Annotated in this window: 20 protein-coding genes and 2 pseudogenes; 9 read left to right on the top strand and 13 right to left on the bottom strand. The window is 44.9% G+C overall.

Features of this window, described 5'->3' with window-relative positions; genetic code table 11:
• Positions 1–309: 309 nt before the first annotated feature.
• The 3 genes and pseudogenes from SK36_RS25185 to SK36_RS03155 form a co-directional block, all read left to right on the top strand.
• A pseudogene (locus tag SK36_RS25185) lies at positions 310–426 on the top strand (hypothetical protein); the annotation flags it as partial.
• Positions 422–577 (top strand): annotated as a pseudogene (locus SK36_RS24895) (IS3 family transposase); the annotation flags it as partial. The pseudogenes SK36_RS25185 and SK36_RS24895, both read left to right, overlap by 5 nt.
• 143 nt (positions 578–720) lie before the next feature.
• Entirely contained in the window at positions 721–1,077 is a 357-nt protein-coding gene (locus tag SK36_RS03155; RefSeq protein WP_048220728.1) for a Rap1a/Tai family immunity protein, read from the top strand.
• Positions 1,078–1,165: 88 nt separating this feature from the next.
• On the opposite strand, the gene SK36_RS03150 is transcribed toward SK36_RS03155, so the two are convergent.
• Together SK36_RS03150 and SK36_RS03140 are read right to left on the bottom strand one after the other, a co-directional pair.
• On the bottom strand, positions 1,166–2,170 hold the full coding sequence (locus SK36_RS03150) for an acyltransferase family protein (protein WP_048220727.1): 1,005 nt from the start codon (positions 2,168–2,170) through the stop codon (positions 1,166–1,168).
• A gap of 405 nt (positions 2,171–2,575) precedes the next feature.
• Entirely contained in the window at positions 2,576–3,772 is a 1,197-nt protein-coding gene (locus SK36_RS03140; protein WP_053069220.1) for an SEL1-like repeat protein, read from the bottom strand.
• 531 nt (positions 3,773–4,303) lie between these two features.
• Here SK36_RS03140 and melR point away from each other — a divergent pair.
• The 6 genes from melR to galE all read left to right on the top strand — a co-directional run bounded on the left by melR (position 4,304) and on the right by galE (position 11,252).
• Positions 4,304–5,242, top strand: a complete 939-nt coding sequence (melR, locus tag SK36_RS03135; protein ID WP_048220725.1) for a transcriptional regulator MelR — start codon at positions 4,304–4,306, stop codon at positions 5,240–5,242.
• Positions 5,243–5,436: 194 nt separating this feature from the next.
• Complete coding sequence (gene nhaC / locus SK36_RS03130) at positions 5,437–6,906, top strand: Na+/H+ antiporter NhaC (protein WP_048222540.1); 1,470 nt, start codon at positions 5,437–5,439, stop codon at positions 6,904–6,906.
• 134 nt (positions 6,907–7,040) lie between these two features.
• Positions 7,041–8,213, top strand: a complete 1,173-nt coding sequence (locus SK36_RS03125) for a MalY/PatB family protein (protein ID WP_048220724.1) — start codon at positions 7,041–7,043, stop codon at positions 8,211–8,213.
• A gap of 220 nt (positions 8,214–8,433) precedes the next feature.
• Positions 8,434–9,069, top strand: coding sequence for a carbonic anhydrase (locus SK36_RS03120; RefSeq protein ID WP_045446462.1), 636 nt, complete (start codon positions 8,434–8,436; stop codon positions 9,067–9,069).
• A 160-nt stretch (positions 9,070–9,229) separates the two neighbouring features.
• Complete coding sequence (locus SK36_RS03115) at positions 9,230–10,168, top strand: glucosamine inositolphosphorylceramide transferase family protein (RefSeq protein WP_048220723.1); 939 nt, start codon at positions 9,230–9,232, stop codon at positions 10,166–10,168.
• 67 nt (positions 10,169–10,235) lie between these two features.
• Positions 10,236–11,252 carry a UDP-glucose 4-epimerase GalE gene (galE, locus tag SK36_RS03110; RefSeq protein WP_048220722.1) on the top strand — a complete coding sequence of 339 codons (1,017 nt, stop codon included), beginning with the start codon at positions 10,236–10,238 and terminating at the stop codon, positions 11,250–11,252.
• A gap of 48 nt (positions 11,253–11,300) precedes the next feature.
• Here the strand turns inward: galE and SK36_RS03105 are convergent, their stop codons facing one another.
• The 11 genes from SK36_RS03105 to SK36_RS03055 are packed head-to-tail and all read right to left on the bottom strand — an operon-like array spanning position 11,301 to position 24,424.
• On the bottom strand, positions 11,301–12,692 hold the full coding sequence (locus tag SK36_RS03105; RefSeq protein ID WP_048220721.1) for a DUF4832 domain-containing protein: 1,392 nt from the start codon (positions 12,690–12,692) through the stop codon (positions 11,301–11,303).
• A gap of 30 nt (positions 12,693–12,722) precedes the next feature.
• Positions 12,723–13,130 carry a hypothetical protein gene (locus tag SK36_RS03100; protein ID WP_045446474.1) on the bottom strand — a complete coding sequence of 136 codons (408 nt, stop codon included), beginning with the start codon at positions 13,128–13,130 and terminating at the stop codon, positions 12,723–12,725.
• Between the two features lie 2 nt (positions 13,131–13,132).
• The gene (locus SK36_RS03095; RefSeq protein WP_048220720.1) at positions 13,133–14,245 is read right to left on the bottom strand and encodes a glycosyltransferase family 4 protein; all 1,113 of its coding nucleotides are present in this window, start codon (positions 14,243–14,245) and stop codon (positions 13,133–13,135) included.
• Position 14,246: 1 nt separating this feature from the next.
• On the bottom strand, positions 14,247–15,458 hold the full coding sequence (locus SK36_RS03090; protein WP_045446480.1) for a glycosyltransferase family 4 protein: 1,212 nt from the start codon (positions 15,456–15,458) through the stop codon (positions 14,247–14,249).
• 14 nt (positions 15,459–15,472) lie between these two features.
• Positions 15,473–16,462 carry a glycosyltransferase family 2 protein gene (locus SK36_RS03085; protein ID WP_048220719.1) on the bottom strand — a complete coding sequence of 330 codons (990 nt, stop codon included), beginning with the start codon at positions 16,460–16,462 and terminating at the stop codon, positions 15,473–15,475.
• Positions 16,452–17,837 carry a hypothetical protein gene (locus tag SK36_RS03080; RefSeq protein ID WP_045446486.1) on the bottom strand — a complete coding sequence of 462 codons (1,386 nt, stop codon included), beginning with the start codon at positions 17,835–17,837 and terminating at the stop codon, positions 16,452–16,454. The genes SK36_RS03085 and SK36_RS03080 overlap by 11 nt, the downstream gene beginning before the upstream one ends.
• Entirely contained in the window at positions 17,834–19,045 is a 1,212-nt protein-coding gene (locus SK36_RS03075) for a lipopolysaccharide biosynthesis protein (protein WP_048220718.1), read from the bottom strand. The genes SK36_RS03080 and SK36_RS03075 overlap by 4 nt, the downstream gene beginning before the upstream one ends.
• Complete coding sequence (locus SK36_RS03070) at positions 19,042–21,171, bottom strand: GumC family protein (protein WP_048220717.1); 2,130 nt, start codon at positions 21,169–21,171, stop codon at positions 19,042–19,044. Before SK36_RS03070 ends, SK36_RS03075 begins: the two co-directional genes overlap by 4 nt.
• A 2-nt stretch (positions 21,172–21,173) precedes the next feature.
• On the bottom strand, positions 21,174–21,731 hold the full coding sequence (locus tag SK36_RS03065) for a polysaccharide biosynthesis/export family protein (RefSeq protein WP_045446495.1): 558 nt from the start codon (positions 21,729–21,731) through the stop codon (positions 21,174–21,176).
• 1 nt (position 21,732) lies between these two features.
• On the bottom strand, positions 21,733–23,019 hold the full coding sequence (locus SK36_RS03060; protein ID WP_045446498.1) for an outer membrane beta-barrel protein: 1,287 nt from the start codon (positions 23,017–23,019) through the stop codon (positions 21,733–21,735).
• Positions 23,009–24,424, bottom strand: coding sequence for an undecaprenyl-phosphate glucose phosphotransferase (locus tag SK36_RS03055; protein ID WP_045446501.1), 1,416 nt, complete (start codon positions 24,422–24,424; stop codon positions 23,009–23,011). Before SK36_RS03055 ends, SK36_RS03060 begins: the two co-directional genes overlap by 11 nt.
• Positions 24,425–24,570 lie beyond the last annotated feature (146 nt).

Here is a 24,570-nt window from a genome sequence, read left to right as displayed (position 1 = left end):
TAATTTATTCAGACTCCGCCAGCCCAAAATTCTCCATCGGTGATTACCAGAGTCATCCGATGAAGTCCTAAGAGCCCGCACGGCGCAAGCCCTGCGGGCTTTTTTGTGCCCTCAATTTGTCCCGCGAAGTCTGATGCCAACTAATTAAATCCGAACCTTTTAGGCCCATTGATAGGCCCAACGAAAAGCTCTATTGTTTTTGAGGGGCCTAAAACTACGGAAACCCGGCAATGGTCAGACAAATCACTCTCCGTAAAAGAAATCGAATCTGCCTGATTCGGGGAAACGAATCACGTTTTCTACGATGGCGATGCGCGGGGCTTTCGGGCGGAGTCCAGCACTTTTCTGGCGAAACAAATTGATCAGCAAGAACAACTCCGCTGTTCGTTAGAAGCCAAAATCAATACTTTCCAACTTGCACCTGAAATCACATAGGCTGGAAGGCTACATCAGTCGCCGTTTTAGATGTTACGACAACACAGTTGCGAAAAACTTATTCTTGTTACTGAAGCGTGAACGGATACATAAAATGATCTACGGAACGCGAGAAGAGACCCGGAGCGATATTTTAAATTTCAACAACCAAAAATCCAAAATAAGATTCATTCTTTTCTGGACTCGCAATTAATCGGCATGTTACTTTAAAATGAATTGATTAATTCCTAACCGTTTCACTGCATCGTGCTGAGATGAGTGTCATTTTTTAAGAAAAGTAACCACATGAACACTGTCACCAGGTTTATTCTGGCATTCAATTTATTTATACCATTAGTGTCACACGCTGAAATTCCTGACAAATTTAATAGCAGTTATCTTCTCGAGGGTTATCAGCTTTATAAAAAGGATCATAACACTATTTACCAACAATCCGCTCCAGCCGCATTTTCAGGATATGTAAGAGGAATAGCAACAGTTCTGACGGCTGAGAAAGAGATTTGTATTTCGGATACATTCGATATAAACCAGGTTTTTGATACCGTAGGCAACTGGCTTAAAAACAAACCAGAAGAAAGAAATAATCCCCCAGCAATGATAGTTGCTGAGGCATTGGTTGAAAAATACCCCTGTTCTTCTTAACTCATCAAAAGGCGGGTTTATACGTTGACGCCAGGTTTATAAACCAGTCGTTCGTTTTTAATGAGCGACTGCTAATCTATATTTCATATTATCTGACCCTTGACTTTAACTGCAAAAACCGCCTTTCTACTAAATACCACGACCCACTTGCCACAAAAAAAGTCAGTATCAATGACAACCCGAATGATAAATATGGATGCGTATTATATAACCCTAAAGAATAAAGAAGCTGGATTACAGGGAAGTTATACAGATAGATACCATATGAAAAATCCCCTATTTTTTCAAAATTGAATCCCAAAGGGATATTCAAACAACAAAAAAGCACAGAGGATACAACAAGAAAATATTCACTCAAAAACCTCAACTCTTTCCCTTCCGCCAGCATATAACAAATAGCAGAAACCACCGCAATTGGTGGGATGAGTTTTATAAAATTTTTAACAATAGCAAACAATGCACCGCCGAAAAAATATGCCGCCATACCGACAAACTGTAACGACATCATCCTGGCATTAGGTGAATCACTGATGCACCGGAAGTAAAACAGCCACGGGACAGAAACCAAACAGACCAAAGTAAAAGCGAGCATTTTATTCCGCACGTATATATAAAAAAAGATCGGCACAGATAAGTACAGGATGATTTCCGTTTTAAGCGTCCACAATGAACCATTGACAGCAGTTAATGGATTATCGACAAATATACCGGGCAAAGCCGGATGCAGAAAGTTCATAAATATTGCATTTGCCACAATATACTTTAATAAATCAAGGTTACAAAAATTTTCTCCGACACTATACATCGCAACTACACAGGCACAAAAAACAATAAAAGAAAGACAAAAATAATATGCAGGAAGTAATCTTAGAGCACGCCTGTAGAAAAAACCACGCTGATTCCTCATGTAGCTTTTTACTATCAGATAGCCGCTTATCACAAAGAAGCATTCAACAATCACATCACCACTAAGGTAAGACAGGATCGGCTTTAACACATCTGAATTTGTAATACCTCCATTATGTACAAGTAGTACACCAACAGCCAGAACCAACCTGATTAGGGTAAAATTATCACTGCATTTAACATTCATTTCATTATAACCTCCTGATTTTTTCTCTAAAATATTTTACTTTACATTTAAATAAACTCACCTTCATATATGAAACAAAAAAACACAACAGAAATATATTTATAGGCATCATTAATCAACCAATAAACATAATAAAAGTGAATAATAATAAACCCAGGACACACAACTTTTCTCGTCGCATCAATATCCTGTTTATTTACGCCTATGTGAATTTGACCGATTGCCACAATACGGCCTTAATCAGTCGGCAGTTCTGGCTTCATTGCCCGTCCCGTCGATCGCATTTCCGTTCTTGAGAAATTATCGCCACGCTATAGGAAAGTTAAGCTCTACGGTTTGTGAATCCGCGATCCAAACTCTTTATAAAAGCCCGTGCTCTACGGGCTTTTGTTAATCCAGACTGGGCTACATTTTCGGCTGATATCGATACTGCTCGAAATATTTCCTCGCCTTCGAGTCCGCTTCCTTTAGAGCTGTTGGAGTCAGGTTCTCCCGGGTAATATCAAGCCCAGTCTGCGCATTAAAGTTCCCATTAGCTACGGCCACAGCATTCCAGATATAGGCTTGCGCATAGTCTTTATCGACGCCTTTCCCCTCGAGGTACATCCTTCCCAGCATTCCCTGCGCTTCCGCGTTGCCCTTTCTGGCAGCCTGATCAAATTGTTCAACAGCTTTCTTGTCATCCTGGGCAACACCTTTACCTTCTAAGTACATCAACCCAAGCTCCTTGTAAGAGCCAGCATCTCCCTGTGCGGCGGCCTGTTCATACCACTCGACGGCTTTCTTATCGTCCTGTGCCGTTCCCTCACCCTTTGAATACATCATGCCGAGCATACCCTGAGCCAGCACATCACCGTGGGGAGCTGCTTGATTAAATAACTCAAACGCTTTCTTGTGATCCTGCGCCACACCGACACCTTCACCAAGGTAATACATGGCCCCCAGCATGCTCTGAGCCAGAGTATCTCCGTGGCTGGCAGCCTGATTAAACAATGCGAAAGCTTTGTTGTTATCCATACCCACGCCATCACCTTCCAGGTATTTTCGACCGAGCAGGCCCTGCGCTCTGGCATCCCCTTGCTCAGCCGCTTTGCTCAATGACTGAACTGTGTTGTAGCCATCTAACAGTGACTTCTTACTTTCAAGAAAATGCTGCGCGTCAGGATTCCCTTTCTCAACAGCCCGGTGTAACCACTCTATCGCATGATAGTTTCCCCGTTCGGCAGCAATACTTAGCCACTCAACCGCCTTCTTATTTCCTTGTTCGGCCTGTTTGTTAAACCAGTCGATAACCGTTTCGTCATACCAGCGCCTCCCTTCGCCATCAAAATAGACTAAGGCAAGAAAATAGCGCGCATCGAAGTTCCCTTGCTCAGCTGCGCGGGTAAGCCACTCAACGGCTTGCTTATCATCCCGGGCAACCCCCTGACCTTCGAAATACCGTATTCCGAGACAGTACTGCGCATCTACATCCCCCTCCCCGGCGCCCTGCTGTAATACCGCTACAGGCTCCTTTTCCCACTCTTTTGCTTGTCCTTGTGATGTTCCCACGCCCCATAACAGGCCAATGAAAGTTAAGGCGAGGAGAGGCCGACTGTTCATAAAACGTAATCCTTGTTAAGAAAATGCACATAATGGAGATGACACTTGCACAATCCAACCGGTTTGACTGGCGGTTGTGATCCCTATCAGAACTATTAGACATCGGCTGGACAAAGCAGGAAAAATAACTTCCTGATAATTCAGGTGATTCTGACAATCATATTTTCAGCGACATAACAATTATTGCGCCAAATGAAAAACATATCTCATCACACATCGTGACCTTTTGTCTTCAGACTGTTATTGAATGTTAATCAAACACATCATTAATACCTGGGATAATATGGAAGCAGATTCAACATAGAGGTACAGGAGGGAGTGGCTTTCCCCGCGCAGATCATTTGCAATATTGCCAGGTTAAATTCTGCGATTCCCGATAACTCAGATCTTCGAGTAACAGACTGAGGATCTGAGTTTTTGGGAATAACTTCGCGAAAACGGAGAGAAAACGGTGTTTTTTTTCAGTTAAGCTATGTTCATGCTTTGGCGCTACTACTCGGTCAGTCTCACAATCCAGGAACGCAACCTATAATGGCAAAAAGTATCCCGCAGCTGCCACATGACCCTCACATGTGCCGCAGTTATGAAAAAAAGACTCGCAGCCCACTGGCTCTCTATTCAGAGTATCAGCGGATGGATGTCGAGTTGCGGGCGCCGCTGGCGATGACCTACAGCCACTGGCATGGTCAGGTTGAGGTCAATGTGCCATTTGATGGCGATGTGGAATACCTGTTTAATGACGAAGTGGTACGCAGCAAACAGGGTTATATCACGCTATTCTGGGCCTGTACGCCTCATCAACTCACAGATGCCGGGCACTGTAAGCAAATGGCAATCTTCAATTTACCCATGCATCTGTTTTTGTCCTGGCCTCTGGATCGTGAACTGATTAACCATGTGACACACGGGATGGTTATTACCTCGTTAGCCTCACAGCAACTCAGCGCTTTTGAAGTTCAGCGCTGGCAGAACGAACTCAACAGCGATAACGAGCAGATTCGCCAGTTGGCCATTGATGAAATTGCCCTAATGCCCAAGCGCTTTAGTCTTTCAGGCTGGAAGCCTGTACTGGGTCATAAAACATCACGAACCCAGAAGAACAGTATTTCGCGGCATTCACAGTTTTACGTCAGCCAGATGCTTGAGTTTATCGCCGCCAACTGTGACAAACTGCTCACAGTCGATGCCATAGCCGAGCACGTTAAACTCAATCCAAACTACGCGATGGGTATATTTCATCGGGTGATGCAACTAACCATGAAACAGTATATTACCGCGATGCGCATCAACCACGTGCGAGCGTTACTCAGTGATACTGATAAGACAATACTCGATATTGCCATGCTTGCGGGTTTCCGCTCCAGCAGTCGTTTTTACAGCTCATTTCATAAATATGTCGGTATGCCGCCGCAACAGTACCGTAAACTCAGCCAACAACGGCGAAATCATCAACCCTATGTGGAGGGATAATTTATTAGCAAAACCGCCGCTTATATTACTACCGGGATATGAACATCAGAGTCACGATCAAAATAGAGAACCCGATACAGTTAATAAAAATAGCGTTTTTCCGGAAACACTAGCCACTATGTCATTCAATAATTGAATGACCTGTAGCAGGTATTTATTTGATTCGTTCAGCCATTAACGATTGGGATGGAATTATGCAACAGAATAGCTGTACCTCACGCAACAGAAAACCATTATCTTTCTTATGGTCAGTATTACCAATGGTGGTAATGCTGAGCGGAATTAGTATCGGGTATTTTATATTTGGTATTCGCGCAGAACCTATGATCCTGATGGGGACAGCGACCGCCTCATTTATTGCTATCGCTCATGGCTACACCTGGGATGACATTCTAAAATCCATTTGTAATAAAATATCGGAAGCGCTACCTGTAATATTGATTGTCGCCAGTATCGGTTTTTTAATTGGCTCATGGATGGTGTCAGGAACTATCCCTATGATGATCTATTACGGTCTGAAGTGGATTAATCCGCAATATTTCTATATTTCCGCTTTTATGCTGGGAGCACTGATCTCTGTCTGCACCGGTACGTCCTGGGGATCTATCGGTACCGTAGGGATTGCCATGATTGGCGTGGCGATCGGCCTCAATGTTTCACTCCCGGTTGCTGCCGGAGCCATTGTTTCGGGGTGCTGGTTCGGCGATAAACTCTCGCCGGTCTCTGATTCAACCAATATGGCGGCACTGGCTGCCGGTGTAAACCTGTACTCACATATCGGCCATCTGCTATGGACCACAGGACCTGGATTTATTATCTGCTGTGTCGTTTACAGTTATATGGGGATGGGTATTGATGCAACCAGCAGTGCTCCAGAAAATATCACTAATTTAATGAGCTCTATCGGCCAGATTTATCACTTTAATATTCTGTTGCTGCTACCGCCGATTATTGTTTTATACGGTTCATTATCAAAGAAACCACCTATTCCCATGTTATTTCTGTCGACCTTAGTCTCGATGATTCTGGCATTAGTCTTTCAGGCATTCACGGCATCCTCTGTTGGTGAATCCGTAGTCAGCGGCTTTAAGCTCGCTATGCTCACAGGAGATGCCCTTCCGGCACTATCATCTGATGTCTCTCGCTTGCTGGAGAGAGGTGGCGCAATTTCTATGTTTAGTAGCTTTGTGACTGTTTTCAGCGCCTTTAGTTTTGCCGGTGCCATGAGCGCAACAGGTTCTCTGCATACCGTGATTAACGCACTGACAAAAGGCGTTAAATCCACATTCCGTCTGGTTGCCACAACTATTGTTACGACATTCACCATCTGTGCCTGCACGGCAAATGGTACCTTACCGCTGCTGTTATGTGGCGATGCATTTAAAGACGAGTATAAAAAACGGGGACTTGCCGCAAAGAATCTTTCGCGAACCACCGAAGATGCCGGGACGGTCGTCGAACCTATTATTCCGTGGTCTGCTTCCGGCGTTTATTGTGCAACTATGCTCGGAGTCGCCACCCTCGATTATTTGCCGTGGGCAATCTTATGCTACAGCGGCGTCATCTTCGCACTACTGTGGGCGGCGACAGGTATCGGCATTGCTAAATACGAGCCAGACAATGTCGCTGAGAATATGGCCGAGCAAAAATCACCGGCTAATTAAAAAATCAATATCGATATTCACCAGGGTTAACTATTCGATATTTAGCTGACATGCAGATTATATGCATATAAATATTCTGCATTTATATTTCATTGTTTAAATAATAATTTATAGAGACTGACCAGGAGTTAACAATGTCTTTGTTTGACGATATTGTCATAAGGGATGATAGTTGCCGTAAATACGGGCAATTACAACAGATGTTTGGCACTCATGATGTATTGCCGCTATGGATTGCAGATATGGATTTTGTCACTCCAGAGCCGATTATGAATACGCTACATGCTGTGGTTGAACAACCCGTTCAGGGATATAACCTGGATTATCCGCACTGGAAGGAAGCGGTTATCCACTGGTATGCGAAACAGTATGACACCGACATCAAACAACACTGGGTGCATTTCGTCCCAGGGGTCATTAAAACGATTGTGTTATCTCTGATGGCGCTCACCCGTTTGGGCGATAATATATTGACCTGTACCCCAATATATGACCCTTATCCAAATCTTGTAAAGACCAGCGGCAGAAACCTGATCCAGACACGCCTGGTCGAGATGAATGGGGGCTATAAATTTGACTGGCATGATTTCCGTGAGAAGCTAAAACAGTGCAAAATGTTTCTTTTTCCTTCACCACATAATCCCGGCGGGATGATATGGAGGCGGGAAACGCTTGAGAAAATTAGCCTCTATTGCCAGGAGGCTGGCGTTATCGTTGTATCGGATGAAGTCCACGGTGATTTAACCTTACCGGGTAAGCAACATTACCCGTTTTTTACCATTGATGAAGGTCTCAACGCTAAATCAATCGTATTGACTTCGATCAGCAAGACCTTCAATACCGCGGCAATCCAGGGCGGGATAGCAATTATTAAAAATGATGAGCTGCGCAGTCAGTTTTATGGTTTTCTCGATAATTGTTATCTTGCAGAGACAAATTCATTACAGCAGGCAGCCATTTATAGCGCCTATACTCACTGCGCTAACTGGCACCAAAATTTATTAACTTATCTGTCTGATAACGTCGCGTTTGTAAAAAGCGAAATAGAGAAAAACTGTCCTTTAATATCAGTTACCTATGGTGGTGCATCCTATCTGCTTTTTCTTAATGCTGAAAAAATGGAACTCAGCGATAAGCAGCTCGCTTCATTTTTTGTTCATGAAGCCCGACTGGGTCTTTCTCCTGGCGCACAGTATGGCCCAGGCGGAGAGGGACACATGCGATTAAACGTTGGCTGTCCACGCGCCGTTTTGGTGGAAGCGATGAACAGGCTAAAAGCGGCTTACCAAAGGCGCTACGCAAGCTAATCTTGAGCTTATCAGCGTACTTTTTCGCTGTCCGCTATCGATATTATGTTGCCCTGCAGCGATGGGGCAACCATTGGCCTTACAAGGTAAATACCTGCCATTTATTACCCAAAGATATTGGTTTAACGGCTATAAAGTCTTTCTCTTCTGTCTGCTGGTGTTAAACTGGAAAGTGTGATCTTCATCATAACCTGCTTAAACAGAGAAAAGAGACACTGCTATGCAACATATCATTGAGGGCTTCCTCAACTTCCAAAAAGAGATTTTCCCTCAACGTAAGGAACTCTTCCGCAGCCTGGCATCCAGCCAGAATCCTAAAGCGCTTTTCATCTCCTGCTCAGACAGTCGCCTGGTACCAGAACTCGTCACACAGCAAGAGCCAGGGCAGCTTTTTGTTATCCGCAACGCCGGTAATATCGTGCCTTCCTTTGGCCCGGAGCCAGGTGGGGTATCTGCGACTATCGAATACGCGGTTGTCGCATTAGGCGTGACGGATATCGTTATCTGTGGCCACTCCAATTGCGGCGCGATGAAAGCCATTGCCGAAAGTCAGTGCCTGGATCCGATGCCTGCGGTCGCCCACTGGCTGCACTATGCCGATGCCGCTAAAGCGGTGGTCGATAAAAAAACCTGGGATAACGAAACCGATAAAGTTAACGCGATGGTAGAAGAGAACGTTATCGCTCAGTTGAACAATATTAAAACGCATCCTTCCGTTGCTGTTGGGCTACGTAATAATGCACTGCGTCTGCACGGCTGGGTGTACGACATTGAAAGCGGCGAAATCCGTACTCTGGATAAAAACAGCAAAGCCTTTGTTTCGCTGGCAGATAATCCGCAGGTACATTTCGAATAAATCCTCAACTGGAGCAGGGATGCTCTGGCAACGTCATACCTCCCCCCACTATCTCTGCTAGTGGACAAAAATCACTGTTGCTACTAGCTTTTACACTGGCGATGAGTGTAGCCGTATTGGAACCAGCAGCAAATTAAGCGATAAAAAGGAGCAGTTGCGAATGCGAACGAAAAATAACAGACTTATTAATATGTTATTCTTTCATGAGTCGTGGGACACTGTGATCATTAAAAATGACGGCCCTCATACATTCCCCACCAATACGCTGGACATCCTTACTAACACCAAGGGACAACAACTCAAAAAAAAATATACCTTCCAGGCCGATCCTTTCATTATTGAAAGGGACAATAAAGTGTATGTTTTTTATGAAGCATTAAGTTTTCGTAATTCTAAAGGAATATTACGATGTCGCATACTTGATGCTAATTTGGTTGAGCTTGATGATGTAAAACTCGAAGGTTTTGATAACCTAAAGTGTCATTTATCATTCCCTTTTTTATTTTACAGTCATGTTCAACTCTTCATGATCCCTGAGTCCTCCGAAAGAAAAGAAGTTATCTTATTCCAGTCCATAGATTTCCCCGTACGCTGGCAGCAAGTAAAAGTATTACTGTCTGACATCGCATTAACAGATAATGTTCTTTGTTCGCACAATGGGAATCTCTATCTTTTATCCACCACGATGGATGATGAGTTAACGATTCATACAGCCGCGGAGGTAAATGGGCCATGGCAGAAAATAACGCCAGCATTACACGTATGTAATCAACACCATCGGGGAGCGGGTTCGCCACACTGTATAAATAATAAAATGTACATCCTCACCCAGGAGTGTACGCCAGAGACTTATGGAAAGTCAGTCTATATCAAAGAGTTAAACACTCTTGACGCTGCCACATTTGATGAGAGTCTGGTTGTACAAATAAACGCCAGCATCAACCAAAGCGAAGGGGTACATACATTAAATTTCACTGGCAACTATATTGTTTATGATACCAAGATAAACCGGTTTAGCTTTTTAGCCATACTTAAAAAAATATCATATAAGTGCATGGTGAAATACAGGAATTTTTACCTTACCAGACGCCACCAATAGCGTTTTATTTATGGCAGTGGCATTGGTAAATCAATGGTCGTTTGCATAAAATTTATCTGGAGACTGTATGGCAATTCTAGTCACAGGTGGCGCTGGTTATATTGGTTCACATACCGTGCTAACCCTTCTGGAGAGAGGAGATGACGTCATCGTCATCGATAATCTCTCGAATGCCTCTCAAACATCACTGAACAGAGTCGCAGAACTCACCGGAAAAGAACCCGTCGTTTACATTGCTGACATCCTGGATCGGGATACTTTGAAAACAATTTTTTCCCGTCATAGCATCACCGACGTTATTCATTTTGCGGGACTAAAATCGGTTTCAGAGTCAATAAAAGAACCTCTCGCCTACTATGAAAACAATGTCACAGGAACGCTGGTTTTGCTTTCTGAGATGTTAACCGCAGGAGTTAAGAACTTTATATTCAGTTCTTCCGCAACGGTATATGGCGAACCGGAAAACGTGCCGCTAAGTGAAAAGTCACGTACAGGCGGTACAACTAATCCGTATGGCACATCCAAATTTATGGTCGAGCAAATTCTGGCGGATTTTTCGCGCGCACAACCCGAGTTTCGCATCACCTGCCTACGCTATTTTAACCCCGTTGGCGCTCATCCTTCAGGCCGGATTGGTGAAGATCCTAATGGGATACCTAACAACCTGGTACCCTACATTTCACAGGTTGCGATTGGCAAACTTGAAACCGTGTCTGTATTCGGTAATGACTATCCGACCCCTGACGGAACAGGCGTGCGTGATTACATCCATGTTATGGATCTGGCAACAGGTCATTTAGCGGCACTGGATTGCCAGGATAAAGGCGAGTCATTCAAAGTTATCAATCTGGGTACCGGAGTCGGTTATTCCGTCATTGATCTCATTGAAGCCTTCGAAAAAGCGGCGCAAACAAAAATCAATTATAAGATTGTAGCGAGAAGACCCGGTGATATCGCCGAATGTTGGTCGGACCCGTCGTTAGCACGAGCAGAGCTAGGCTGGCAGGCCATCTACGGACTTGATGAAATGATGCGTGATACGTGGAACTGGCAAAAAAACAATCCTGACGGATATCACGAGTAATATTTAACCCGCAATGCGCCTTACTATTGGGCGCATTGCGGCTGCAGGCTAACGTGCGGTAATCGACGACACTCGATACCAACCGCTGCTCTGTTTTCCTTCATTGGCAAAGCTAATTCTGGCCATGCCAGACTTGTCCACAATAGCAACCTCAAGATGGTACATCCCTTCCGGCAACGCACCTGGCATTGGCAACTGATAATTCAGCAGATGTTTTCCGGGCAACCAGCGACGAATATCTTCCGGCACATTCCCTTGTGCAATAACTTTATTGGCATCATTAATAATGCGAAATGACAGGGTGTAAGGAAGATAAATAGGCGCGATACCATCGTTATACCAGGTGCTGGTCAGTGCCAGGCTTTGTCCATTTTGCCATACTGACTCGTGGCTCAGGGAGGCTAAACGAAACCGGTAGCCCAGCTTTGTCAGCGCATCATCGACAATCGGCCGATATTCACTGGGGACCGCTCTCGATTTCAGGTTGATCGTACTGGCGTGCTGCTTCACCGCCCAGTCAAAAATCCCCTGCACTTCAGCCCGCGTATAATGGTAGGTCTTCTTCCATTCCGGCATATATGAACACATTTCCAGACTCACTGGCGCTTTCTTCCAGGCATCATTAAATCCTGAAAAACTTGTCTGCGCCGCCAGCAATCGTTGTGGATAATCATCGTGCATATGATTCCAGGTATCGGAAAACACGCGCAGGTCGCCCCAGCAGTCCGCGCGCCATCCAGCCCCTCGCGCCACCGCATTCGCCAGGCTTTGACCGCCACTCATCAACATAATTTTCGGGGTAACGGGAAAAGCAGAAAAATGCATGGCGACGTAACGATCCAACTGAGCCGTCGTGTACCTCTCCAGCAGCGGTTTCAGCGTCGGAAAGTTGCTGTTATGCCACTCTCCCCATGCCCCTACCATGCCAATATCCACAAAAGCCAGATTCTCATTACCATCGTAACGCTTACCAAAGGCATTCAGCAGTCGCTGACTGTATTCAATAAACAGGGGATCATCTAAATCAGGGGCGAAGGTTTTATGATCGGGCGTCCATGTTCCTTTCACTCCTTTTTTAATCAACCAGTCAGGTATTTGCGGACCACTTTCCGGTTCTGCAAGCGCCATAAACCGCAGCCCTACATTCATCGCAGGCCGATGTGCGGCTGCGTATTTGAAAGCATCATCAACAAGTGCAAAATTGTACTGACCTTCGACGGGCTCCAGTTCTCGCCAGTAAAAACGCTCATATTCAAATCCGGTATCAGGGTAATCAGCCAGGCCCAGCTTTTCGCCATATCCCTGATGAAAACTGGCAACCCCAATACCAGGATTCGTCAAAGGGCCGGTCAGTGCTTGGGGCGTTACGGTCGTTAATGCGGCCATTGCCGCCAGCGGAAAGAACAAACACAACAGTGCAGAAACCCATTTACACTTCATCGCAGCAACGCCCTCAGCAGTCTGTTAACACTAGCGGTCTTTCAGGCTTAACCACCAGTCCCAAATACCAACGTGAAAATTGTGGAAAATATCGATACCCAATGCAGATTTGATCATATACAGCGTCAGCAATATACAGCTGGTGACAAACAGCACGGCAATCAGCAGCAAAAAAGTGAGCAAGATTCGCGACAACGTCGACTCCTGGCGATGCTGCTGACGTAAATCTCTGCCAAGCAAAAAAACCAGATAAAAACGTTTACCGAAAAAAGGGAAACTTCTGCGGATATCAACCTTGTGCCTTGCGCCCAGGGTAATGGCGAGGACCGCTTTCTCTACCCCCGCTTTTTGTTCCGGAGTTAACTCTTCCGATATCTGCGGATCAAGCTGAGCATAAAATCTCTCGATAGCGGGGGGACGTGTTTGAGGACTGGTCAAAATTAACCTATATCTTTATCGATTGAGTGATAGACATTGACTGTTTTTCTGGCGATTTCGTGCCAGTTATAATTTTGCAAATATACACTATAGTCAACGCTATTAGCTGCTGCCCACACAGCCATTTTCTCAGCCAGATTAGTCAGATTCCCCACCTTAAAATACGCATCTGGAGGCAATTTGACCTCGAGGTTAGCAGGAATATCGCTCACCACAGCTGGCAGGGAGAATGACATAGCTTCCAATAACGCTATCGGCAATCCTTCATGGTACGAAGGCATCACGAACAGTTTTGCCTGCGAAAACACCGCCTGCAGCTCATCACCTCTTAAAAACCCAGTCATTACTACGCCAGGGGTATCGGCAGCAAGCTGCTTGAGTCGAATGCTGTATTCGGTCGGATGATCCGCATCACCAATTAATACTAATGGCAGTTGCAAACCGCTTTGTTGATAAGCGGAGATAGCATCATGCATCCCTTTTTCTTCAACGAATCGTCCAACCACAACTAAATAGTTTTTCGCTTCGAGTCCAAAGCGGGAAAGCGTGGTGTGAAGAGTGTTATCTGATAATAACCGGGGTTCATTGACGCCGTTGTAAATCAAATGTGCATCATAGCGGCCATGTTTTTTCTGGATCAGTTGGTTAATAACCTCAGAAATAACAATCACCTCACTGGCATATTTCACCGCCCAGCGCTCACCGAGCAACAATATTTTTTTGGCGACATATCCCCATTTCTGCCGATCGTAGTCAGGCCCATGATGGGTGAAAACTACCCTCTTACCTAACAAACGCAATAAAGGAATAACTAGTCCAGGACCAATAGCATGTACGTGCACAATATCCGAGCGGTCTATGCAGGTTCTGAACGTCGCTAAAACGGAATGGACAATCGCTTCCAGCGAGCGTTTTTTAGGTGCCCACAATGCATAAGTTTCGACTTTCTTATAGGAAGACCGTTTGTAATTCACATACGGCGAGCGGGCGATGACACAAATATCAACATCAAACTGCTGTTTAATAGCAGGATAAAGATTCTGGCAATGCGTTTCCACACCGCCCAATACATCTGGGATCCCACGAGTACCAAACACCGTTATTTTTTTGCTCATCTTATGGCCTGCTTAAAAGTTCTTTATATAACGTCTGTAGCGTCTCCATATGCTTGTCGAGAGCATATTTTTCACTTAGACGTTCACGGCCATGTAAGCCCATCACCCGAGCTTTCTCAGGATCCTCTACAAGGGTATCCATCGCTCCCGCCAGCTCCTGTGCATTGCCCGGCTCAAATAAGATCCCTTCAATACCATCGCGAATTTGTTCTGGAATGCCGCCAATGCGCGACCCAATCACTGGCTTCGCAAATGCCATCGCCTCTAACACCGCCATCGAGCAGTTTTCATAACATTCAGAAGGGAGGATCACTACCCTGGCTCGTTTAATCAGATTATCCAGCGCCTCTCCCTGCTGCACGTAACCTAAAAATTCAACATCCGGGTATTTAGCAACCAACTCGTCATACAGCGGACCGTGACCGACAATTTTCAGTGTGGCTTTGTTACGCATTTTTTGATGAGCCTGCAGCAACGTTGCCACCCCTTTCTCACGACTCAAGCGACCAAAGTACAGCACGTAACCCTCATCGTTTATCTCACCGACAGGCTGGCTGTCATCAACGCCATTGACGATCACATCAATACGGGAATTCGGCAGGGTACGCAGCAAAATACCGCGCAAGAACTTACTGGGTGACACGATCACATCCAGTGCCTGATAGTTTTGCGCAATATATTGCCAGGTAGCCTCTAAAGAGAGCAGTAAACTCTTCGAGGCAGAGCCTTCCTGGCAGCGATATCTGAAAGCATTAAAAACTGTCCCGGTGATGCAGGCATCACAAACCTTACCCTCACGTAACATTGAATACGAGGGACAAACAATCTTATAGTCGTGCGCAGTCAACACCGTTTTACAGCCAAAATTGCGCGCCACTTTAATCAATGCCGGCGTCAACTGGTGGTAGATATTATGAAAGTGGACGATATCCGGGCGTTCTTTTTGTAATAACGCCAGCATTTTTTTACAGGCTTCAGCGTTATGAATAAAGCTAACTGCCGTTTTGATACCGCCCAGAAGACTACTGTCTTTATGATAATCCACATTACCGACGAAAAAATCCGCATAATCAGAAGGGAAATTCTTTTCATGCTGCATGGAAAAATCAATCACCTGCACGCCAGCTTTTTTCAGCATGCTTCGTTCCTGAAAATAAACCGTTTCCGCCCCACCCTTAATGAAGAAAAACTTGTTAACCAATAAAATTTTCATCACATCTGCCCTGTTTATTCATGAATGATTTTACTGTTGGGCGGAGTCAGCGGATCGCGTACCGGATAAATACACCCTTTGAGCAACCCCGCTGAACGAACAACCATATTTATTACGCTTTGTAACCCATCGGTTAGCGAGCGGTTTTTCACTATTTTCAACAGGGTAAATACCAGTAATGGCAGAAGTGCAACCGCCATGACTTTACCGTTAAAAGTGAGCAGTGCAGCGAACAACAAAATAAGATAGAGGGCAAATACGGCCTCATTCCTGACTATTTTTAGTGCCCCCATAAACCAGGGTTTCCCCCAGCTACAGCGCAACAGCTCGCCTGGCGCCTGGTAATACCTTGTTTTCCACCGATGCATCAGCATCTTAAACGTCGGCATGGTATGTGAAGTATGGCTAAAATACGGAATATCCAGACGACGCAGTTTGTAACCTGCGCCAGTAATGCGCAGACCCAACTCAGCCTCTTCATAAGCATGTAAATTCCGGTTTGTCAGATAGCCTATTTTTTCTATCGCAGAACGGCGATACAACCCACCGCCACCTAAATGATCGCAATCCCCAATGGGATAAATTTGATTAATTCGTTGCTTACGGGATTTAAATTCATAGTTAACGGCATCATCCATTTCTACGGTCCCGGCAACACCCGCATATTCCGGTTCAGCCTGCAAAAATGCGATGGCCCGATCGATAAATCCTTCTTCCAGCTCCATATCGCCATCCATCAGCAACAGGTAATCTCCTTCACTAAAAAGATAACCCAGTTGATGCCCCACACCGCAGCAGCGATCGTCAGGATCGGTTAATGACACCACCGTCACCCCTTTATTTACCGCCAGTTGCTGGGTGTTATCGGTCGACAGGCTATCGGCAACAATAATTTTATGTGGGTAGCCTACGAGCTGTCGCCGGATACTATCGATCGTTTTCTCAATACCTTTTGATTCGTTGAGAGTCTTAATACTCACTGAAATAAATGGTTTATTGTCCATCCCATCCCCCTGCGCTGCGAAGAACGGTTCGACGAATCACTAAGCTTGAGCCCAGTGACAAATAAAAAAGGAACTGTAACATCGGCGTTATCATCAGTATTTGGCTGTAAGGTAAGCTGATTAAACAACTAATAGCAAAAGCGTTGAACGCTGGCGCGAAGCTCAACAACTGGAGATCCTGCTTGTCCAGTTGCTCAAGCACCAGCAATGGTTTTGGCTGGCACACTTTCAGAATATAAATAAACAGACTAATAAAAAGCAGTGTGCCGATGACACCAATTTCCCAAAGAAGCATACTCAGAGAAGTGGAATCGAGAATTAAGTTATAAACAATATTCAAAAACCCAGGGGAGACTGTACTTCCGCTGTTTGTCGCATTAAGTCCGTAGCCAAATAACGTGCCCGACAGCCCCCACAGATCGTTATTTTTTAGCCAGAACAGAAACGTCGTAAAGCGCCCCAACTCACCGGTAGACATGACGTAGTTTGGGTCAAAAATATAGCTCAGAGAATCGATGAAAATGCTCAATGAGCTTTTCGTTGGGTCGGCGCCAAAAGCCGAAGTATAGTACCAGGCAAGAATCACAACCGACAGGCAGATAAGCAATAGCATACCCGCTACGATCAAAATCAACGTCTTGAAGTTAATCTTACTGACGTCTTTAACATAGCTCGGGGAGAGCCATACCCATACCAGGAATAGAGGTGAAAGCAGGATGACAAACTTCACTTCACCAATGATGCATAACCCTAGCCCGAGCACAATATGCAGCGCCATAGATTTAAACGTCGTCAGCCCGTGCTTATACTCCGAGAGTTTTAGCAACATGATTAACAGGCAAAACAACCCCATTGCTGCTGTATTCCCGCCGCCCATTGGGTCGCCGCCAAATGTACCCACTACGGAGTCCCATTTTTCATCTTCACCACGCTGAGCAACGCGCTGAGGAACCACCAGTAACACCTGATATATCATTACCGGAATTTGTACGTAAAACACCCAATACAAATATCGCGTGGCCCGATAAATCTGCGATTCCCGGCAAAATCCCAGTAGCAAACAGATCATCACCAGCGACAACGCAATTTCGTTTTTAAACGCGACAATCGCGACGGTTACTCCCCCCTGGAGCAGAGTTGAGGCCCCGGCCAGCACCAGAAAAGAGAAATACAGTGCCAGGATTATGGTTTCCTGCGCATCCAGTTGCAGCGGGGCATCCCGTGTCTGCATGACCATTAATCCGACCATCAGCAGCGTCAGAAAAAATGGGATCCACAGCACCGACTGCATACCAGTGAAATACTGCACCAGACCACACAGTATCAACGTAATAAAGGTATAGGCCTGTAAATAATATCCGGTATTCAATGTCATAATATCACCGGCTTGTCTTTCAGGAGATTGGCACGTTTGTTCATTTTGAGATAAATGAACGCATAACGAATAAAGGTCAGTGAAGAAAATAATATTACTGACGCTGCATAGTCATGATAAAAATAAGGCGTCACAACAAAAGCAATCAACACAATGGCCAGCTGTTCAAGCTGGATCCTGAGAAAATAGCGATGGGAACCAAATATCAGCTCAATCACCGTCAAAGGGCTGATCGCCAGCGCCGGAAACAAATAGGGCAACATGTAGCGCGAAGTCTCAATTGAGTTAATCCAGTCTTCGCTAAAACCAAGCCGCATCACAATCGGATAGAAAATAAACACCCCGAGAGTGCAAACAACCCCAAGAACCAAAAGCAGCATCCTTACTTTAGTATACTCTTGATAATTAAAGGTATTATTCCGGAAATCCATAGACCACTTTGAGAAAATCGTATTGCGTACTGCATTACCGATGATCACGACGGGTGCCAGACAGAACCGACTGACGACTGAAAAATAGCCTGCTGTCAGCGCCGAGAACCAGAAGTTAATTAACATGATCGGCAAGTTGCTGCTTGCCATCGCCAACACCTCGGCACTCCCGACCTTAGTGATATGGTGAATATGCTGTTTAAAAAATAGCAGGTTACTGGATGGGCGCAGATGCTTGACAGTCACTGAACGAATATCAAACGAATGTAAAATGCAGCTCGTCGTCAGCAGCATCATCGCACATGCCCACGACCAGTAGAACATCTGTACATGATGAGTGAGCAGCACTGAGAGCACCACTACCACTGAAACAGAAATTCGCTGAAATATCAGAAAAGAAAAATTTGCCGTCCGCAGTGACAAATTCTCTGATATTAAAACCCACGCATTTGAAAGCGACAGCAAATAGAGAAACAGGATGTTCTGATGAAATAACCATGCTGTTAATGCGGCATACGGCAGCGCAATTACCGCACTTTGCAGCAGACAAAACACCACATTTTGCGCCAGGTCCTCATCCTGCTGTTTAGGAATCAACAGCTGTGAGGCAAAGGTACACACCTGTGCCCCAACCACCGCAATGCTGTAGTTGAGCGCATAAAGCCCAACCTCAGCCATATCATACTTGTGTGAGATCAACCAGATAGACAGCGCACCAATCAACTGCGAGATGACTGATGAACCGGCTATCGTGGAAGCACTCTTCAGTAGACTCATACACGACCTGGCGTAGTCATCAGTTGGTCAGTATTAAAGTTCAGTGAACGCAGTCCCTCTTGCGTTTCAAGATTCTTTTCCTCGACCGCATTTAATACCGCGCCAATCACAACGCCCTGATTATCTTCAATCTTATCCAGCGCGCTGGCGATTGTCTCCGCTGAACCACTCCCGGCTTTCACGATGAAAACAACGCCGTCAACCGCCCGTTTAAGCAGTTGGATATCCTGGCTCTGATTCACCGCAGCAACATCAATAATAATGCGCTGGTATTGCGACTTGAGTTCGCGCATTAAGGGTTCAACACGTTCAGACGACAGCATCAGTAAAGAGGAGATCGTGGCCTTGCCGTGTGGAATAAAATCAAGATTCTCATTAATCTTAATACGCGTATTTTCCAGTACGGCTTCACCCCGCAGTAGTTCCGCCATGCCAGCCGATGCTGGGGTAGCAAGCTCAGTAGACAGACCATCATGATTAAAGAAGTCCGCATCAATAAGCAGTGTTTTCTGATCGAAGCTAAATGAACTCGCCAGCAGATTAGCTAACAGAGAGCGCCCTTCACCATGCTCCGCCGATGCCATCGCGACCGTCTGTAACGCGCGGTTATCTAACATTATCCGCGTGCGAATACCGTGAATAATATCGGCGTTCAACGGGTTCTTGAGGATCAGGTCGCGAACCTGTGCTCGCCCCGTTATACCGATGAAACGACGGATCTCACCCAAGGGTTCGATATTAAGGCGTTTTTTCATCCGGCTAAGGGTGCTAATCGAATTATCCATTGCCGCTTTAACGATGAAATACATAATGCTGAAAACGACCACCAGCATGACAATCATCACCAGCAGTAAAGACTTATTCGGCTTAGCAGGCTTTAGCGGAGGAACTGCAGGATCATACAGCACCGCGTCAGCATTTACGCCGGAAAGCGACAACTCCTGAGTACGCTGGTAAAGCGTTTTATACAGATCTTCCATTTTATCCAGTGACAGTTTTTGGCTGTTGTAGATATCCCGTTTTGACGCCATTTTCTGGAATATCTCTTTCTGCTGCGCCAACTGCTGCCGGTAGTTATTTTCATCTGTCACCGCAGCCAGATATTGCTGACGTAACCCAGCTTTCAGTTCACCCAGTACCCGCTGCGTTTGATTTTGAATCGACTGAACGTCGGCTTCTGCTTTTAAGATGGTTGCGTGCTTAGGCCCATACAATTTTCTCTGTTCAGACAGCACGCGCTGTGCCTGAATCAGCGCAATACGTAAATCCTGAATCTGTGCATGGTCAGAAACAGAGGGCAGAGAAATGATATCCCCGGAAGACTTTCCGCGACCATTCACTTCGTTATAAACAGATTCCGCGGCGACACGACGTTGAGTCGCGTCTGCCAGACGATTGGTTACAATGCTTAATTGCTCTGTTTCAAAACCATCAATACCGCGGAACGTTAATAGCCCCGCATTTTTCAGGTAGTCATCCATCTCCGCTTTTTGTTTAGCAATTGACTTCTGCACCTCTTCCATCTTTGCAGCGTTTAACTCTTTCGCTTTCTCTGCTTTCTCGCGCTTTTGCTCAACGGTGTAGTTGATAAAAGCCTGAGCCACGCCATTGGCTATCTCAGCCGAAAGCTGCGGAGAGGTAGATTCATAGGAAATGGACGCCAGATTAGTCGTGCGAATGCCGACGATCTTCAGGTCTTTCGACAACGTCTTCAGCGCCTGTTCGACCCTCAACTGCCGACTCTCACTGCTGTCAGCCCCGCCAGTACCCGATTTCTCACCATTGAAGTCCGGATTTTCATCCAACTTCAGATCGCGCACAGCCTGTTCCAGAATGATTCGTGACTGCATCAGAGCATATTGGGTTTCGTAGTAGCCACTGCGCGTTGAATCAAAACCATCAACCTGTGGAAACGGCGAAACATTATCAGCCTGGGCCTTAATCAGCACAGTCGCCGTCGAAACATACTTTGATGACATCATGCTGATTAATGGATAGGCCACCGCCCCCGCAACGATACCGGCAAGTGCGATTTTCCAGGCATTCTTTTTAAGTTCTTTGGCAAAGCGTGAGAAATCGACTGAGTTCTCTCTTTTCTTGCCGTTTTCCACTATAGATAGTTTCATCGTTAGAAGAACCCCATGCCAATAATCACGACGTCCCCAGGACGAACAGAGTGCGTTAAATCGACATTCTCAAGGAGCTGATTGCTACCAGCCAGTCGAATGTTGATATCTTTGCGGTCTGCACGGTCAGTAAATCCCCCCGCCTGGGCAATAGCTTTTTCTACGGTAAGTCCCGGCTCATAAGCGAATGCATTCGGGCTTTTCACTTCACCTGAAACGTAGAATTTACGGAATTCAGCAATGCTTACGGTCACCATAGGATTAACCATATAACCATTGCGTAAACGTTGAGATAATTCCGCACTCACCTGTTCAGGCGTTTTGTCTTTCAATGCAAGCACGCCAATATAGGGGAAATTTATTGAGCCACTCTTATCCACAATAAACTTCATCGTCATCTCCGGTTCCCCGTAAACAACGATATTGACAGTATCCCCGGCACCAAGTCGGTAATCCTCTGAGGTGACAGCAGGATCGTCCGTTAATGGTGGTCTGGACGTTGCGCATCCGACCAACAGGATACTGAATAGAAAAAACGCGCACAGTTCTATTATTTTCATTTTAGATCTGAACCTTAGCTTTAAGCATAATCATCGAATTATCATAACCTAACGTTCTTATGACTTCCTGATTGTCATTGGGACCGATAAAGAACGAGTCAGTATCCTTATTCGAATTTAATGTATCTAACTGATATTTAATCTCAAAATTAACAGACGGTGTGTAGTCATAGCTCATGGTTACACTGAAGACACCATTTTTATCATGTCGGTCCTTGTTTTGTTTCTTATAGTCTTCCATGGTGTAGGCATAGTCGAGAATGGTTGAAAAGCGTTCACCTAACCAAAAATGCTGGTAAGAAACCCCATACTCAGTCACTAAAATATACCCCCCAACTTCCGATGGGTCTTTAATGCTTTGCGCGGTACGAGCGGTAAAAACAGACTGTTTTAACGGTTTCCACTCTCCCTTAATATCCCAGTTTAGACCATTAAAATCATGCGAGTTTGGGCTGTTTTCAAATGTTTTGTACAACCAGGCGATATTCATATCGACATTGGTTTTCCCCGTCAGCTGCGATTTCAGACCGTAAAGCAAATAATATTCATTACTGTCTTTTTCTGAGTTGTTATCATAGTGACGTTGGTTAGTAATAAAACTATAGCGAAAACGCGTTCTGGATGTGTATTGATCAAAAATCTCTGCAACCAGGCTATTTTCATGCCATTCCTGATCAAGGATGTAATTGTAAAAATCCTCACTGGTATCTTGCGTATCCTGCGTGTTACCGAAAGTCAGTTTTTTATATAACAACGCCAACTCCGCTTTACCACGTCCATCTGGCGCACCGTAGCTATAGCGTAATTCACTGTTGATAAAATTTGTCGTCAGCGGAGATGTAATTCCGTACTGCCGAAACTGGCCCGGCAGAAAACCTTCGGTGATATCACGACCACGATTTTCATGCCCAAGAGAATCTTCCAGATTGAGAGTTAAACCGTGCATTTGCCCATAACGCCAGGCACCGTTAAAACGGAAAAAATGATCGTTGTAGTTATCAGCGGAATCGCTTGAATAGTTACGGTAATCGCCGGAATACATCAGTAAATACTTATCCTGACCGCGCTCTCCGATCATACTCAGCACTGGCGCTGCGCTCTGAAATGAGGAACCAATAGCATCACTGTTATGTGGCTGATAAGTCACGTTATCATCATAACCGTAGTCCACAGCAACCTTGCCCTGGAAGTCGATCCCGGCAAAGCCAATGTGTGATTTCGGTGTTAAATCAGCCCATGCGGACTGCGATATCACGATTCCGGTAATAACTATTAATTTAGTATGCATTCTTACCGACAAATCCTTTGAAAATAGTTTTAATAATAATTTTTATATCCAGCCATAACGACCAGTTTTGAATGTATTCGATATCATACTGAACGCGTTTTTCCATCTTGTAGAGCGCATCAATTTCCCCACGAAACCCGTTAATTTGCGCGAGGCCAGTGATCCCAGGCTTAACTTTATGGCGGATCATGTAATTTTCTACCTGCTTACGGTATTGTTCATTATGCGTAACCGCATGCGGTCTTGGACCCACAATCGACATGCTGCCTTGCAACACATTAATAAACTGAGGTAACTCATCAAGCGACGTTCGACGCAAAAAACTACCAAATTTCGTCACTCGCGGATCGTTCTTCGTGGCCTGAATCACCGTGTCGGAATTCTCCATTACCCGCATAGAGCGAAACTTCCAGACTTTAATTTTTTGCCCACTCAAACCATAGCGGTCTTGTTTAAAAAATACTGGCCCACGTGAAGTGAGTTTGATACCAATAGCGATCGCTAACATTAGCGAAGAGATCATCACCATAATAATGCTGCCCAGCACCAAATCCTCAGCCCGCTTAATAAACGATCCGGCCCCTTCAAACGGGGAACTAAAGATACCGATAGTTTGCAGATTATGGATAGATCTCAACTTAGACATATTGTTACTGTAAGTATAAAAATCAGGCACAATATAGGTATCAACCGTGGTATCAGACATCATGGCCAAAAAATGACGAATACGTTGTAGCGCCACCATCGGCAACGCAATATAGATTTCATCTATATTTCCCAGTTTAGCCTCTTCAACCAGGTTGATCACCGGCCCTCTAAAGGGGCTTTTAATTCTGTTAACAAAATCACCGCAGCGGGATAAGCTGCGTTCATCATAAAAGGCCAAATCTAATTGGATATTGGAATATTCATTCATCAATGCATTTTCTGCAGCGAGGCCATTATCGGTAAGACCAATAATCGCTACGCGAACATTTTTCTTGGTTGAATATTTAAAAATGAAAAAACGAATGTAATATAAAAAAGGTAAGGGAAAGAGATACCAAAAAATAATAGCTGAACAAACTGGGTTGTCCAGTTTACTTAAATATCCTAATGTCTGAGGTTCAGCCACCGCAACACTGACTATCTCAATAGAAATAATCGCCAGCAAGGTACAAGAAAGCAGTCGTTTTTGATTACGTAAGCCAATGGTCTTTATTTTTTGCTGATACATTTTAGTATATTCAGCAAACAGCAGAAAAAAGGTAGAAAAAAGAACACTCAAAATAGCAACTGTCTTAAATGGTGCCATATTCAACAGATGTGCGCTAACAATCAACGTTAAGTTGATAACAATAAAATCGACCAGTTTTATAAATACTGGGTATCCTTGACTGCTAATCTTTAGCGAATTTTTCAGCATATCCCAGCCTATTATCTATTGATCTTTAATTATTTTTTGCTCTTTTCATGTTGCTAATTATATCACAAGTCAAAAAAACGCAATGGTACATTGTCAGTAAATGTAAAAAATAATGCTACACAATGTGACTCTGGCTCCATTGATAG

It is taken from the genome of Citrobacter sp. MGH106 (assembly GCF_001037495.1).
Classification (GTDB): domain Bacteria; phylum Pseudomonadota; class Gammaproteobacteria; order Enterobacterales; family Enterobacteriaceae; genus Citrobacter; species Citrobacter murliniae.
This window is presented reverse-complemented; position numbering and strand designations above follow the sequence as displayed.

Bases quoted from the DNA above. Each gene is read 5' to 3' on its own strand.
- SK36_RS03155 (WP_048220728.1), top strand. From the start codon at position 721: ATGAACACTGTCACCAGGTTTATTCTGGCATTCAATTTATTTATACCA.
- SK36_RS03150 (WP_048220727.1), bottom strand. From the start codon at position 2,170: ATGAATGTTAAATGCAGTGATAATTTTACCCTAATCAGGTTGGTTCTG.
- SK36_RS03140 (WP_053069220.1), bottom strand. From the start codon at position 3,772: ATGAACAGTCGGCCTCTCCTCGCCTTAACTTTCATTGGCCTGTTATGG.
- melR (WP_048220725.1), top strand. From the start codon at position 4,304: ATGGCAAAAAGTATCCCGCAGCTGCCACATGACCCTCACATGTGCCGC.
- nhaC (WP_048222540.1), top strand. From the start codon at position 5,437: ATGCAACAGAATAGCTGTACCTCACGCAACAGAAAACCATTATCTTTC.
- SK36_RS03125 (WP_048220724.1), top strand. From the start codon at position 7,041: ATGTCTTTGTTTGACGATATTGTCATAAGGGATGATAGTTGCCGTAAA.
- SK36_RS03120 (WP_045446462.1), top strand. From the start codon at position 8,434: ATGCAACATATCATTGAGGGCTTCCTCAACTTCCAAAAAGAGATTTTC.
- SK36_RS03115 (WP_048220723.1), top strand. From the start codon at position 9,230: ATGCGAACGAAAAATAACAGACTTATTAATATGTTATTCTTTCATGAG.
- galE (WP_048220722.1), top strand. From the start codon at position 10,236: ATGGCAATTCTAGTCACAGGTGGCGCTGGTTATATTGGTTCACATACC.
- SK36_RS03105 (WP_048220721.1), bottom strand. From the start codon at position 12,692: ATGAAGTGTAAATGGGTTTCTGCACTGTTGTGTTTGTTCTTTCCGCTG.
- SK36_RS03095 (WP_048220720.1), bottom strand. From the start codon at position 14,245: ATGAGCAAAAAAATAACGGTGTTTGGTACTCGTGGGATCCCAGATGTA.
- SK36_RS03090 (WP_045446480.1), bottom strand. From the start codon at position 15,458: ATGAAAATTTTATTGGTTAACAAGTTTTTCTTCATTAAGGGTGGGGCG.
- SK36_RS03085 (WP_048220719.1), bottom strand. From the start codon at position 16,462: ATGGACAATAAACCATTTATTTCAGTGAGTATTAAGACTCTCAACGAA.
- SK36_RS03080 (WP_045446486.1), bottom strand. From the start codon at position 17,837: ATGACATTGAATACCGGATATTATTTACAGGCCTATACCTTTATTACG.
- SK36_RS03075 (WP_048220718.1), bottom strand. From the start codon at position 19,045: ATGAGTCTACTGAAGAGTGCTTCCACGATAGCCGGTTCATCAGTCATC.
- SK36_RS03070 (WP_048220717.1), bottom strand. From the start codon at position 21,171: ATGAAACTATCTATAGTGGAAAACGGCAAGAAAAGAGAGAACTCAGTC.
- SK36_RS03065 (WP_045446495.1), bottom strand. From the start codon at position 21,731: ATGAAAATAATAGAACTGTGCGCGTTTTTTCTATTCAGTATCCTGTTG.
- SK36_RS03060 (WP_045446498.1), bottom strand. From the start codon at position 23,019: ATGCATACTAAATTAATAGTTATTACCGGAATCGTGATATCGCAGTCC.
- SK36_RS03055 (WP_045446501.1), bottom strand. From the start codon at position 24,424: ATGCTGAAAAATTCGCTAAAGATTAGCAGTCAAGGATACCCAGTATTT.